We start from the raw sequence: 12,859 nt of genomic DNA, 5'->3' as shown, positions 1-12,859 counted from the left end.
TCCCCACGGGCGCTCGGAGCCGTCCCCAAGAGAGAGTGTGAGGGTGCTCGTACTCGTCGCTCCCGGCCAAGGCGCTCAGACGCCCGGCTTCCTGACTCCCTGGCTCGAACTCCCCGGCGCGGCCGACCGCATCGCGGCCTGGTCCGAGGCCATCGGGCTCGACCTCGCCCACTACGGCACGAAGGCCGACGCGGACGAGATCCGCGACACCGCTGTGGCGCAGCCGCTCCTCGTGGCCGCCGGACTGCTGTCCGCCGCCGCGCTCGGTGAGGTGGCCCCCGGCGCCGTCGCGGGCCACAGCGTCGGTGAGATCACCGCCGCCGCGTTCGCCGGCGTCCTCGACGACACCGCCGCGCTGCGTCTCGTACGTACGCGTGGTCTGGCGATGGCCGAGGCCGCCGCGGTCACCGAGACCGGCATGTCCGCGCTGCTCGGCGGCGACCCCGAGGTGACCGTCCCGCACCTCGAGAAGCTGGGCCTGACCCCGGCCAACGTGAACGGCGCCGGCCAGATCGTGGCCGCCGGCACGCTGGAGCAGCTGGCCGCCCTGGAGGCGGACAAGCCCGAGGGCGTCCGCCGGGTCGTCCCGCTCAAGGTGGCCGGCGCGTTCCACACGCACCACATGGCGCCCGCGGTGGCGAAGCTGGAGGCGGCGGCGAAGGAGCTGACCGTCGCCGACCCCACCGTGCGTTACGTCTCCAACAAGGACGGGCAGACCGTCGCCACCGGCTCCGAGGTCGTCTCACGCCTCGTGGGCCAGGTCGCCAACCCGGTCCGCTGGGACCTGTGCATGGAGACCTTCCGGGCGCTGGGCGCGACCGTGCTGATCGAGGTGTGCCCGGGCGGCACGCTGACCGGTCTGGCGAAGCGCGCCCTGCCGGGCGTCCGCACCGTCGCTCTCAAGACCCCCGACGACCTCGACGCGGCCCGCACGCTGATCGCCGACGTTTCAGCAGCCTGATAGGAGCCGAGAGAAGCATGTCGAAGATCAAGCCCAGCAAGGGCGCCCCGTACGCGCGGATCCTGGGTGTCGGCGGCTACCGCCCCACCCGTGTCGTGCCGAACGAGGTGATCCTCGAGAAGATCGACTCGTCCGACGAGTGGATCCGCTCGCGCTCCGGTATCGCCACCCGCCACTGGGCCTCTCCCGAGGAGACCGTGTCCGCGATGTCGGTCGAGGCCTCGGGCAAGGCCATCGCCGACGCCGGGATCGACCCGGAGCAGATCGGCGCCGTGATCGTCTCCACGGTCTCGCACTTCAAGCAGACGCCGGCCGTCGCCACCGAGATCGCCGACAAGATCGGCGCCGGCAAGCCGGCCGCGTTCGACATCTCCGCCGGCTGCGCGGGCTTCGGCTACGGCCTGACGCTCGCCAAGGGCATGATCGTCGAGGGTTCGGCGGAGTACGTCCTGGTCATCGGTGTCGAGCGGCTGAGCGACCTGACGGACCTGGAGGACCGCGCGACGGCCTTCCTGTTCGGCGACGGCGCCGGCGCGGTCGTCGTCGGCCCCTCCGACGAGCCGCACATCGGGCCCTCGGTCTGGGGTTCGGAGGGTGACAAGTCCGAGACGATCAAGCAGACCGTGCCGTGGAACGAGTTCCACGTCGGCGACGTCTCGAACCTGCCCCTCAACGAGCAGGGCGACATCAAGTTCCCGGCCATCACGCAGGAGGGCCAGGCGGTCTTCCGCTGGGCCGTCTTCGAGATGGCGAAGGTCGCCCAGCAGGCGCTGGACGCCGCCGGCATCACGGCGGACGACCTGGACGTCTTCATTCCGCACCAGGCGAACATGCGGATCATCGACTCGATGGTGAAGACTCTGAAGCTGCCGGAGCACGTCGTGGTCGCCCGCGACGTCGAGACCACCGGCAACACCTCGGCCGCCTCGATTCCGCTCGCGATGGAGCGGCTTCTGGCGACCGGGAAGGCGAAGAGCGGCGACACCGCGCTCGTCATCGGCTTCGGGGCGGGTCTCGTCTACGCCGCGACGGTCGTTACTCTCCCCTAGGCACACCGGATCTTCCGGAAGCCCCCTACCGAAGCAATCACAGAAGGAGCGCCAACATGGCCTTCACCCAGGAAGAGATCGTCGAAGGTCTCGCCGAGATCGTGAACGAGATCGCCGGCATCCCGGCCGAGGACGTCCAGCTGGACAAGTCCTTCACCGACGACCTGGACGTCGACTCGCTGTCCATGGTCGAGGTCGTTGTGGCCGCCGAAGAGCGCTTCGACGTCAAGATCCCGGACGAGGACGTCAAGAACCTCAAGACGGTCGGCGACGCGACCGACTACATCCTGAAGCACCAGGGCTGATTCGGTCCTTGCCTGTTCGGTCTGCCACCCGGCGGTGGCGCCGTAATTCGACCATCACACACGTGGAGAAAGAATTCCTGTGAGCTCGACCAATCGCACCGTGGTCGTCACCGGTATCGGCGCAACCACACCGCTGGGTGGCGACTCCGCATCGACCTGGGAAGGTCTGATCGCGGGACGCTCCGGCGTCAAGCCCCTCGAGGGCGAACGATTCGCCGACCTGCCCGTCCAGATCGCCGCGCCCGCGGCGGTCGACCCGGGCGAGGTACTGCCCCGGCCGCTCGCCCGCAAGCTGGACCGCTCGGCGCAGTTCGCGCTGATCGCGGCCCGCGAGGCGTGGGCGGACGCGGGCTACGAGGCCCCCGCCGGTGAGGACGCGAAGATCCTGCCCGAGCGGCTCGGCGCCGTCATCGCCTCCGGCATCGGCGGTGTCACGACCCTGCTCGACCAGTACGACGTGCTGAAGGAGAAGGGCGTCCGCCGCGTCTCCCCGCACACCGTTCCGATGCTGATGCCGAACGGCCCCTCCGCCAACGTCGGCCTGGAGGTGAACGCCCAGGCGGGCGTGCACACCCCGGTCTCCGCGTGTGCGTCGGGCGCCGAGGCCATCGGCTACGCCGTCGAGATGATCCGTACCGGCCGGGCCGATGTGGTCGTGGCCGGCGGCACCGAGGCGGCGATCCACCCGCTGCCGATCGCGGCCTTCGCCAACATGATGGCGATGTCCAAGAGCAACGACGAGCCGGCCAAGGCCTCGCGTCCGTACGACACGGCCCGTGACGGCTTCGTGCTCGGCGAGGGCGCCGGCGTCGTGATCCTCGAGTCCGAGGAGCACGCCAAGGCGCGCGGCGCGCGGATCTACTGCGAGGTGCTCGGCCAGGGCCTGTCGGCCGACAGCCACCACATCGCGCAGCCCGAGCCGACCGGCCGCGGCATCGCGACCGCGCTGCAGAACCTCCTCGACTCGACGGACCTCAAGCCGTCCGAGGTCGTCCACCTCAACGCGCACGCCACGTCGACGCCGCAGGGCGACGTCGCCGAGATCAAGGCGCTGCGCAAGGTCCTGGGCGACGACCTGGACCATGTCGCGGTCTCCGCGACGAAGTCGATGACGGGTCACCTGCTCGGCGGCGCGGGCGGCATCGAGACCGTCGCGACGGTCCTGGCGCTGCACCACCGGCTCGCCCCGCCGACGATCAACGTCGACGACCTGGACCCGGAGGTCGACGCGGACATCGTCCGCGACGAGCCCCGCGAGCTGCCGCAGGGCACGATCGCCGCGATCAACAACAGCTTCGGCTTCGGCGGCCACAACGTGGTCCTGGCGTTCCGCACGATCTGACCCGCGGTCATGCATGAGGCCCACCCCCTGCCCCGGGGGTGGGCCTTCGCCGTGTCCGGCGTGGGCTCAGCGCAGACCGAAGACGGCGGGTTCGCCGTGCAGCGAGATGTGGTTGACGACGACATGGCCGTCGGGGAAGGCGATCGGTTCAGGAGTGATGGAGAGCGCCGCTCCCACGTTCTCGGAGTCGATCTGGGCGCTCACGGTTCCGCGCGCGGTGTCGAGGAGCGCGATCTTCGCCCCGTCCCCGGCGTTGAGCAGCACACCGACCCGGCCGTCCGGCTCCCCGGTGAGCGCGCTCGTCTGATGGGTGAAGCCGCGCTCCCACACCTTGCGGCCGTCCTTCAGGGAGTGGGCGACCACGACGTCCGGGACAAGGTCCTTCCGCTCGGCGAGGGTGATCAGCAGATCTCCGAGGACCAGGGCCCTGCCGTCGTCGGAGGTCCCCGCGACGGCCGCCGGGGCGACCAGCTTCCCCGCCGGCCCCGACAGCGGCACCGTCACCGTGGGTGCGCCCCGGTCGTCGAAGCCGAGGAAGGCGCTGGTGCCGCGCTCGTCCTCCTCCGCCACGGCGACGACCACGGGCGTCACCGAGATGACGGCAGCCGTGGCCTCGGACTCGATCGGCAGGTCCCTCTTCCACTGCTCCGTGCCGGTACGGGTGTCCAGCGCGAGCAACCGGGCGCCGCTGCCGCACTGCTCGACGAGGAGCGTGCGGGAGGCGGTGGCCTCCACGGCCCGGATCTCGCAGTTCTTCGCCAGGGGCCGCTGCCAGCGCTGCGCGCCCGTCTCGGCGGAGCGGGCTCGGACGGTGCGGTCCTCGACGGCGACGGCGGTGGCTCCGCCGACGGTGAATCCGTACGCGGCCAGTCCGTCGCCGGCCACGGTCCGCTGCCACAGCGTCTTCCCGTCGGAGGTGCGGACGGCGGCGAGCGTCGCACAGGGCTTGTCGTGCCTGCCGTACGCGACGAGGCCCACGCCTTCTTCGGCGCGCGGGGACATCCCGCAGACGGCCACGCGGGCCGGTGCGGGCAGGCTCCAACGCACGGCGCCGGCGCGGGCACCGTAGGCGAAGAGTCCGGCGAGCCGCCCCTGGACGACCGTGTCCCGCAGCCCCCAGGCGCCGGGTCCCCGGTCGCGGTCGCCGCCCACGGCCGGAACCTTCCAGGCGAGGCTCCCCTTCACCGAGCCCGAGCCCGAGCCAGAGCCAGAGCCCGTGGGCGACGGTGAGGACGCGTCGCTGTGCGGGCGGGATCCGGCGGACGGACGGCGCTCGGTGTCGTCGTCCGGCCAGAAGGCGACGAGCCCGGCGACGAGTGCGAGGCACGAGGCCACCACGAGCACGCGGCGGCCGGCCCCGTCGGCGGCGTCCCCGTTCCCGGTCTCCACCTTGTCGGCCTTCGTCAGGTCCACCGGTGCGTCGCGTACCTGCGCCGGGCGCCGTGCGGCGAACCCGGCGAGAAGCGCGACCACGACACCGACGCCCCACAACACCGCGCCGGTGGTCCCGCCCAGACGGACCGTCAACCCGCCCAGAACGGCTCCGAACAGCAGAACGGCGGCCGTCGAGGCCGCCGTACGTCCACGCATCTCGCCCCCCCACCCGGGACGCGCGCCCTGCGAGCCCCAGGCGGAATCCACCGGCCCGAGGGAGCGGTCAGACGACCTGGTGCAGCCAGCGCACCGGGGCGCCCTCGCCCGCGTACCGGAAGGGCTCCAGTTCGTCGTCCCAGGGCTTCCCGAGCAGCTTGGCGATCTCCCCCTCCAGCTCCGTCTCGCCGCGCACCGAGCGGGCCAGCGCGGCCCGCAGCCGGTCCTCCGGGATCAGGATGTCGCCGTGCATACCGGTGACGGCGTGGAAGATGCCCAGTTCGGGGGTGGCGCTGTAGCGCTCGCCCTCGGCCGTCGGGCAGGGTTCCGCGGTGACCTCGAAGCGGAGCATCTGCCAGCCGCGCAGCGCGGAGGCGAGTTTGGAGGCGGTGCCGGTCTCGCCCTTCCAGGAGAACTCGGCTCTCCACGTGCCGGGGGACGCCGGCTGGCGGATCCAGTCGAGCTGGACTCTCGCACCGAGGACACCCGCGACCGCCCATTCGACGTGCGGGCACAGCGCGCGCGGTGCGGAGTGAACGTACAGAACTCCACGTGTCGTCACCGGGACCTCCAGTGTGGGACGAGGTTCGCCTTTCCCAGCGGCCTCAGTAAACAGCATCGGGAGTAAAACTTCGCAAACCCCCGAAAAAGGGACAGCATGTGACGTGATGTAATTTACCGGAGCCGATTGGCAAAGGTGCCTCTGGTTCGACGGGGGAAAAGCTACCGTGCCGCACCGTCCTTGGGGTGACGTACGGTCGGTCCGGGGGTGGGTGGACACCAAGCTTTCACTCGCCAGGACGCCGAACGGATACCGAAGGAGGGGTCGGGGAATGCGCGGCCGACGTCGTTTCCGTACCGCCGTCGCCTCCGCTGCGGCGGTACTGCTGTGCGCGGGCGCGCTCTCCGGCTGTGACGCGGCAGCGCCGGGGGCAGCCGCACCGTCCGTACGGGCGAAGCCGAGGCCCGTGCCGCTCTGGGACCGCTCGCCGGCCTCCGTGGCCGCCGTCGGCGACTCCATCACCCGGGCCTTCGACGCCTGCGACGTACTGGCGGACTGCCCGGAGGTCTCCTGGGCGACCGGCACGGACGCCACCGTCAACAGTCTCGCCCTGCGGTTGCTCGGCCCGCAGGGCGTGACGCGGCAGAGCTGGAACCTGGCGCGGACCGGCGCGCGGATGGCGGAGCTGCCGGGGCAGATGGAGCGGGCCGCGGCGGTGAAGCCGGAGCTGGTCACGGTGATGATGGGCGCGAACGACGCCTGCCGGGACAGTACGGAGCTGATGACCCCGGTCGAGGAGTTCCGTGCCTCCTTCGCCGCCGCCATGGCCCGGCTGCGGGCGACGGCGCCCAAGGCACAGGTGTACGTGTCCAGCGTGCCCGACCTGAAGCGGCTCTGGTCACAGGGACGGGTGAGTCCGAGGGCCCGGCAGATATGGAAGCTGGGGATCTGCGCCTCGATGCTGGCCGACGCGGAGGATCTGAGCGCGGCGGCGGAGCGGCGCCGGACGCTGGTGCGGGACCGGGTGGTGGCGTACAACACTGCCCTGAAGGACGTCTGCGCGAAGGATCAGCGCTGCCGGTACGACGGCGGGGCGGTGTTCGCCTTCCGGTTCGACGGCGGCCAGCTCAGTCCGTGGGACTGGTTCCACCCGAGCAGGGACGGTCAGGCCCGCCTCGCGGAAATCGCCCATCGCCAGGTGACGGCCGCCGAGCCGCCCGCGTAGGGTTCCGGATCATGAGGATCACGGGTGAGCCCTTCGGTTCCGTCGACGGTACGGACGTACGGCGCTGGACGCTCGAACGGGGCGGCGTGCGGGTGCGGCTGTTGACGTACGGCGGCATCGTGCAGTCGGTCCAGGCTCCGGACCGCGACGGTGTGCCGGGCGAAGTGGTCCTCGGCTTCCCGGACCTGGGGGGTTACCTGAAGCGTCCGGAGCCGTACTTCGGCGCCCTGGTGGGGCGTTACGCGAACCGGATCGCGGGGGGTGTCTTCACGCTCGACGGCCGGACGCACCGGCTGTCCCCCAACGGCGGCCCGAACAGCCTCCACGGTGGGGAGCGCGGCTTCGACAAGCGGGTGTGGGACGCGGAGGAGGTCGAGGGCGGGGTCCGGCTGTCGCGGGTGAGCCCGGACGGCGAGGAGGGGTTCCCCGGCCGGCTGGAGGTCTCGGCCACGTACACCCTCGACGAGCAGGGCGCGCTGCGGTTCGCCTACCGGGCGCGGACGGACGCCCCGACGGTGGTGGCGCTGACCAACCACTCGTACTGGGACCTGGGCGGGGACCACGAACTGCGCGTCTGCGCCGACCACTTCACCCCCAAGGACGGGACGGGGATCCCGACCGGGGAGATCGCCCCGGTGGCGGGGACCCGGCTCGACTTCCGTACGCCGCGGCCGGCCGGGGTCGGGATCGACGACAACTTCGTGCTCGACGCCGGGGCGCCGGTCGCCGCCGAGCTGTACTCGCCGGTGACCGGGCGGGTGGTGACGGTGGAGACGAGCGAGCCGGGGCTGCAGGTGTACGCGGACGCGATGTTCTCCGGGATCGCGCTGGAGACTCAGGCCTTCCCGGACTCGCCGAACCGGCCGGAGTTCCCCTCGTCGGTGCTGCGCCCGGGCGAGGAGTACGCCTCGGAGACCGCTTATCTGTTCTCGACGCGCTGACGCCGGGCCCCGGGGCGGTTGTCAGGTTCCGCCCCGGGGCGGTTCATGCGCGGTCAGACCTCCAGCGCGGCCGTCAGGCGGGTGTCGGCGAGCGAGTGGGCGGCTCGCACCTCGTAGGCGCCGGGGACATGGATCCAGGCGTTCCGCTCCTCGTCCCAGATCTCGAACGCGCGGCGCGGCAGCGGGATCTCGATCTCCACACTCTCGCCGGGGGCGGCCTCGACGGATCCGAAGCCGGCCAGCCAGCGCTCCGGGCGCTCCACGGTGTCGGAGAGCGGCGCGAGGTAGATCTGGACGGTCTCCCGGCCGGGGCGGGTACCGGTGTTGGTGATCCGGACCGTGGCCCGCTCCGAGGTCGCCTCCAGGGAGTCGTACGACCAGGTGGTGTAGCCGAGGCCGTGGCCGAAGGCGTACGCGGGGAGGGTGCCGGCCCTGTCCCAGGCGCGGTAGCCGATGAACACGCCCTCGGCGTAGGGAAGTTCGCCGTCGGTGGGGGTGGTCCCGGTGACCGGTGCGTCGGCGAGGGCGGCGGGCCAGGTGGTGGGGAGACGGCCGCCCGGCTCCTCGGCGCCGGTCAGGACGTCGGCGAGCGCGGCGCCGCCCTCCTGGCCGGGGAACCAGCTGAGCAGGATCGCGGCGACGTCCTCGCGCCAGGGCATCTCGACCGGGGAACCGGCGTTGACGACGACGACGGTGTTCGGGTTGACGGCGGCCACGGCCCGTACGAGCTCGTCCTGGCGGCCGGGGAGCGCGAGGTCCTTGCGGTCGAAGCCCTCGGACTCGACGCGTTCGGTCGTGGCGACGACCACGACGGCGGTGTCGGCGGCGCGGGCCGCCGCGACGGCTTCGGCGATCAGTTCGTCGGGGTCACGGCGCGGACCGAGGTGGACGAAGGAGAACATGACGGCCGGCAGCGGGGCCGCGAACTCCCTGTCCAGCGGGTGGAGCAGGGAGACCTCGACGGTCTCGCCGGCGGTGAGCGCGACCTTGGCGCGCTCGACGGGGGCGCCGAAGAACGCCTCGAAGGGGTCGGTCTCCGGTCCCATCGCCTGCACGCCGTCGTAGACGGTCTCGCCGGCGACGGTGAGCGTGAAGGCGCCGAGGCCGCGGGTGCCGAAGGAGTGCTCGCCGCTCTCGCGCGGGGTGAAGGTGCCGACGACCTCGACGGAGGCGAGGGATTCGTGGGTGACGCCGGCCGGGAGGTCGTCGCCGATCCACTGGACCTGGCCGTTGGGCAGGGTGCCCTCGCCGAGGACGGTTCCCTCGGCGTCGCGGCAGACCGCCCGAAGGGTGAACCCCTGATCGGCGGGGGCGAGTTCGTCGCTCGGGTCGGCGCCGACCGTGAAGGTCAGGGCTCCTTCGGGCAGGGCGGCGGAGAGGCCGTCGAGCGGGGAGACGGTGTGGTCGGGGAAGACCTGGGCGGAGCCGCCGCCGAGGACGCGGGCGTCCCGGGCGGCGGCGCCGGAGAGGGCGACCGAGCGGCCGGCGGCCAGGGGCAGGACGCCGTTCTCGTTCCGTACGAGGACGAAGCCGCGGCGGGCGATCTCGCGGGCCAGCGCGTCCCCGTCGATCGTGGCGGGGGGCTCGGCGACGACCGGCGGGGCGCCGTCGAGGGCGCCGACGCGGGCGGCGAGCCGCAGGACGTTCCGTACGGCCGTGTCGACGGTCGACTCCTCGACCTCTCCGGCGCGGACGGCCTCGGCGAGCGCCTCTCCGTAGACGGTGTGCGGGCCGGGCATGGCGACGTCGAGGCCGCCCTCGACGGCGCCGGTGGTGGAACGGGCGGCCATCCAGTCGGAGACGTTGAAGCCGTCGAAGCCCCACTCGCCGCGCAGCACCTCGTTGACGAGGTACCGGTGCTCGGTCATCGTGACGCCGTTGACCTGGTTGTAGGCGGTCATGATGCCCCAGGCGTGGGCGTTCTCGACGATCGCCTCGAAGGGGGCGAGGTAGAGCTCGCGCAGCGGGCGGGCGGCGACCTTGTTGTCGACGGTGAAGCGGTCGGTCTCGGCGTCGTTGGCGACGAAGTGCTTGACCGTGGTGCCGACGCCGCCGTCCTGGACGCCCTGGACGTAGCCGGTGCCGATGCGGCCGGTGAGGTACGGGTCCTCGCTGTACGCCTCGAAGTGGCGGCCGCCGAGCGGTGAGCGGTGGAGGTTGACGGTGGGGGCGAGGAGGACGTGGACGCCCTTGCGGCGGGCCTCCTGGGCGAGGAGCCGGCCGGCGCGGCGGGCGAGGGCGGGGTCCCAGGTGGCGGCGAGCGCGGTCGGGGACGGCAGGGCGATCGAGGGGTCGTCGGCGGTCCAGCGGACGCCCCGGACGCCGATCGGGCCGTCGGACATGACCAGGGACTTCAGCCCGATCTCGGGCAGGGCCGGGAGCGACCACATGTCCTGGCCGGCGAGGAGCCGGGCCTTGGTGTCCAGGTCGAGCTTGGAGAGCGCCGCTTCGACGGCCTGCTCCCGGACGGCCTCCGCGCCGGTGTCCGTGCCGGTCTCCGCGCTGGTCTCTGCCACGGCCGTACCTCCTCGTTGAAGTGCTGGGGGGCCATGGTGACCCGCTTACCTGTAGATCGGTAGGTTACGTTATCTTTTTGTTACTCTCCCCATGCCGTACGGTCCTGTTCGAGACTTCGGAGAGAGTCAGGGAAGGGGGCCACGGCGATGGTGCGGGCCAGGAGCGAGGAACGGCGTGCGGACATCCTGCGCGCGGCCCTCGAAGTGATCGCCGAGCGCGGCTACAGAGGCGCGTCGCTCGGCGCCGTCGCGGAACGCGTCGGCCTGACGCAGCAGGGCCTGCTGCACTACTTCCCGACGAAGGAGGCGCTGCTCGTCGCGGTCCTGGAGGAGCGCGACCGGTGGGACACCAGCGGGGGCCGGGGCCGGGGGGGCTGGCGGCTGGACCTGATCGACTCCCTCGTCGAGTACAACGCGATGCGGCCGGGGATCGTGCAGACCTTCTCCGCCCTGCTCGGCGAGAGCGTCACCGACGGCCACCCGGCGCGGGAGTTCTTCACCGAGCGCTACACCCAGGTGCGCGAGGAGATGGCGAAGGTGCTGCGCCTGGAGTTCGGCGAGCGCCTGCCGGGCGGGCTGACGCCCGAACGGGCCGCGCCGTTGCTGACGGCGGTGATGGACGGACTGCAGTACCAGTGGCTCCTGGACCCGGAGGCGGTCGACATGCCGGCCGCGTTCCGGGACTTCGTCGGGCTGCTCACGGGTCACACGGTTTCCGGGGGCCGAGCGTGACGGAGGCCGGGCGGGCGCGATGATGAGGACATGATCGTCGCTGCAGCCCAATTCACCCCTGTCCCCGGGGACCTGGCCACCAACGTCCGCACGGTGGCGGAGCTGATCCGGGCGGCCGGTGCCGACGGCGCCCGCGTGGTCGTCTTTCCCGAGCTGGCCCTGAGCGGTTACGAACCCGCCCTCATCGGGAGCGACCCCGCTCTCCACCTGGCCGAGGACGACGACCGTCTCGCCCCGATCCGCGAATCCTGCCGCGCGGTCCGGGCGGCGGCCGTCGTCAACGGCCCCGTGCTCACCCCTCAGGGCAGGCCCGGCATCACCTCGCTGGTCATCGGCCCGGACGGCACGCTCCTGACCCGCTACGACAAGGTGAACCTGCACGGGGTCGAGCACGATGTCTTCGCGCCCGGCACGGACGAGGGCCGCTTCGAACTGGACGGGGTCCGGTTCGCGCTGGCCACCTGTTACGACAACCGCTTCCCCGGCATCGCCGAGCGGGCCGCCGCCGAGGGCTGCGGGGCCTATCTGGCGAGTTCGGTGCTCGACGTCGCCAACGACTCGTTCGAGAAGGTCTATCCGGTGCGCGCCCGGGACAACTCGCTGTACGTGGTGCTCGCCAACGTCCTCGGGGCGAACGAGGCCGGCACCTGCGAGGGGCGCAGCGGCGCCTGGGGCCCGGACGGCGAGCGGATCGCCGACGCGGGGCCGGCGGACCCCGGCTTCGTACTGGCCGACGTCGGCCGGTAGGGAGAGGGTCCCGCCTGCCGCCGCCGGCGGGACCCCGGCCCCGTCACTCGTAGGAGATGTCGGAGGCCGTGTAGCGGCAGGTCACGCCGTCGGGGCCGGAGCCGATCTCGGTCGGCTCCTTGCCCGTGCTGTTGCCGGTGAAGCGGACGCACGGCTTGATCTTCTTCTTGGCGTCGCCGTGGACGCGGATCTGCCGCAGGGCCGCGGTGTCGCCGTAGTTGGCGTTGACGCCGACGATCGCCCCGCCCGGCGCGGTCACGTCCACGTCGTTGAGGATGATCGAGCGCTTGTACTGCTTCTTGCAGTTGCCGCAGGAGCGGACCAGCTTGCCGAAGTCCGAGGCCTGGAACTTGCTCACGACCAGCTTGCCCGCGCCGTTGAACTGGAAGACCTTGTCCGAGGCCTTCCGCGCGCCACCGCCGTACACGGTGTAGACCGCGGAGGAGGACGTGCCCTTGAACGTGGCGGCGTCCTCGCCGACGTCCTCCCACCAGACGTTCTGCAGGGTGCAACTGCCCAGACAGTGGACGCCGTCGGCGGCCGGGGAGCCGATGATCACGTTCTTGAGGACCGCGCCGTCCTTGAGGACGAAGAGGGGCCCCTGGTCCTCGTCCTGGCCGCCGGATCCCAGATCGCCGGTGCCGTAGAACCGCTTGAGGCCGCCGTCGTAGGTGCCGGCGAACTCGATGGTGCTCGGAACCGGCTTGCTGCCCTTCGCCTGCGGCCACGCCGACGCCGCGCCGGCCGGGGAGAGCAGTCCGCTGGTGACGACGGCGGCGCCCGTGACGCCGAGGGCGGCGAGACCACCGATGAGTGCGCGGCGGCGGCCCACGCGCCGCTTGTGCCGTACGCGTTGTTCCGTTCGTGGAGTCATGGCCCGTCTTCCTTCAGTGGGGGAGATGTTGCGTCTCCTGGTCGCCACCGGAGGAAGAAGGGTTGCCGTCGGACG

General features: G+C 72.0%; 12 protein-coding genes. 8 read left to right on the top strand and 4 right to left on the bottom strand.

The window, feature by feature from the left end; all coding sequences use genetic code 11:
• Window positions 1-43 precede the first annotated feature (43 nt).
• The 4 genes from J7E93_RS09145 (at window position 44) to fabF (ending at window position 3,657) form a co-directional block, all read left to right on the top strand.
• Window positions 44-961, top strand: coding sequence for an ACP S-malonyltransferase (locus tag J7E93_RS09145; protein ID WP_215067273.1), 918 nt, complete (start codon window positions 44-46; stop codon window positions 959-961).
• Window positions 962-978: 17 nt separating this feature from the next.
• Window positions 979-2,010, top strand: a complete 1,032-nt coding sequence (locus tag J7E93_RS09140; protein WP_215067271.1) for a ketoacyl-ACP synthase III — start codon at window positions 979-981, stop codon at window positions 2,008-2,010.
• A gap of 56 nt (window positions 2,011-2,066) precedes the next feature.
• Window positions 2,067-2,315, top strand: a complete 249-nt coding sequence (locus tag J7E93_RS09135) for an acyl carrier protein (protein WP_215067269.1) — start codon at window positions 2,067-2,069, stop codon at window positions 2,313-2,315.
• A gap of 79 nt (window positions 2,316-2,394) precedes the next feature.
• The gene (gene fabF, locus J7E93_RS09130; protein ID WP_215067267.1) at window positions 2,395-3,657 is read left to right on the top strand and encodes a beta-ketoacyl-ACP synthase II; all 1,263 of its coding nucleotides are present in this window, start codon (window positions 2,395-2,397) and stop codon (window positions 3,655-3,657) included.
• 66 nt (window positions 3,658-3,723) lie between these two features.
• Here the strand turns inward: fabF and J7E93_RS09125 are convergent, their stop codons facing one another.
• On the bottom strand, window positions 3,724-5,247 hold the full coding sequence (locus J7E93_RS09125; RefSeq protein ID WP_215067265.1) for a PQQ-binding-like beta-propeller repeat protein: 1,524 nt from the start codon (window positions 5,245-5,247) through the stop codon (window positions 3,724-3,726).
• A 67-nt stretch (window positions 5,248-5,314) separates the two neighbouring features.
• Window positions 5,315-5,809, bottom strand: coding sequence for a DUF3145 domain-containing protein (locus tag J7E93_RS09120; RefSeq protein WP_215067263.1), 495 nt, complete (start codon window positions 5,807-5,809; stop codon window positions 5,315-5,317).
• 271 nt (window positions 5,810-6,080) lie between these two features.
• On the opposite strand from J7E93_RS09120, the gene J7E93_RS09115 reads away from it, so the two are divergent.
• Together J7E93_RS09115 and J7E93_RS09110 are read left to right on the top strand one after the other, a co-directional pair.
• Entirely contained in the window at window positions 6,081-6,974 is an 894-nt protein-coding gene (locus tag J7E93_RS09115) for an SGNH/GDSL hydrolase family protein (protein ID WP_215067261.1), read from the top strand.
• Window positions 6,975-6,985: 11 nt separating this feature from the next.
• Window positions 6,986-7,915, top strand: coding sequence for an aldose epimerase family protein (locus tag J7E93_RS09110; protein ID WP_215067260.1), 930 nt, complete (start codon window positions 6,986-6,988; stop codon window positions 7,913-7,915).
• 53 nt (window positions 7,916-7,968) lie between these two features.
• On the opposite strand, the gene J7E93_RS09105 is transcribed toward J7E93_RS09110, so the two are convergent.
• Window positions 7,969-10,431: a beta-glucosidase gene (locus J7E93_RS09105; protein ID WP_215067258.1), complete on the bottom strand. Its 2,463-nt coding sequence runs from the start codon at window positions 10,429-10,431 to the stop codon at window positions 7,969-7,971.
• A gap of 147 nt (window positions 10,432-10,578) precedes the next feature.
• On the opposite strand from J7E93_RS09105, the gene J7E93_RS09100 reads away from it, so the two are divergent.
• Both J7E93_RS09100 and J7E93_RS09095 read left to right on the top strand, forming a co-directional pair.
• On the top strand, window positions 10,579-11,163 hold the full coding sequence (locus tag J7E93_RS09100; protein WP_215067256.1) for a TetR/AcrR family transcriptional regulator: 585 nt from the start codon (window positions 10,579-10,581) through the stop codon (window positions 11,161-11,163).
• A 30-nt stretch (window positions 11,164-11,193) separates the two neighbouring features.
• The gene (locus tag J7E93_RS09095; RefSeq protein WP_215067254.1) at window positions 11,194-11,910 is read left to right on the top strand and encodes a carbon-nitrogen hydrolase family protein; all 717 of its coding nucleotides are present in this window, start codon (window positions 11,194-11,196) and stop codon (window positions 11,908-11,910) included.
• Between the two features lie 43 nt (window positions 11,911-11,953).
• Here J7E93_RS09095 and J7E93_RS09090 read toward each other — a convergent pair whose 3' ends face one another.
• A complete protein-coding gene (locus tag J7E93_RS09090) occupies window positions 11,954-12,784 on the bottom strand; it encodes a pectate lyase (protein WP_215067252.1) in 831 nt (276 codons plus the stop codon).
• Between the last annotated feature and the right edge of the window lie 75 nt (window positions 12,785-12,859).

The organism is Streptomyces sp. ISL-36 (genome assembly GCF_018614205.1).
In the GTDB taxonomy this organism is placed as follows: domain Bacteria; phylum Actinomycetota; class Actinomycetes; order Streptomycetales; family Streptomycetaceae; genus Streptomyces.
This window is presented reverse-complemented; position numbering and strand designations above follow the sequence as displayed.

Coding starts and splice junctions, on each gene's coding strand:
- J7E93_RS09090 (WP_215067252.1), bottom strand. CDS start 12,784: ATGACTCCACGAACGGAACAACGCGTACGGCACAAGCGGCGCGTGGGC.
- J7E93_RS09140 (WP_215067271.1), top strand. CDS start 979: ATGTCGAAGATCAAGCCCAGCAAGGGCGCCCCGTACGCGCGGATCCTG.
- J7E93_RS09115 (WP_215067261.1), top strand. CDS start 6,081: ATGCGCGGCCGACGTCGTTTCCGTACCGCCGTCGCCTCCGCTGCGGCG.
- J7E93_RS09125 (WP_215067265.1), bottom strand. CDS start 5,247: ATGCGTGGACGTACGGCGGCCTCGACGGCCGCCGTTCTGCTGTTCGGA.
- J7E93_RS09110 (WP_215067260.1), top strand. CDS start 6,986: ATGAGGATCACGGGTGAGCCCTTCGGTTCCGTCGACGGTACGGACGTA.
- J7E93_RS09095 (WP_215067254.1), top strand. CDS start 11,194: ATGATCGTCGCTGCAGCCCAATTCACCCCTGTCCCCGGGGACCTGGCC.
- J7E93_RS09100 (WP_215067256.1), top strand. CDS start 10,579: ATGGTGCGGGCCAGGAGCGAGGAACGGCGTGCGGACATCCTGCGCGCG.
- J7E93_RS09135 (WP_215067269.1), top strand. CDS start 2,067: ATGGCCTTCACCCAGGAAGAGATCGTCGAAGGTCTCGCCGAGATCGTG.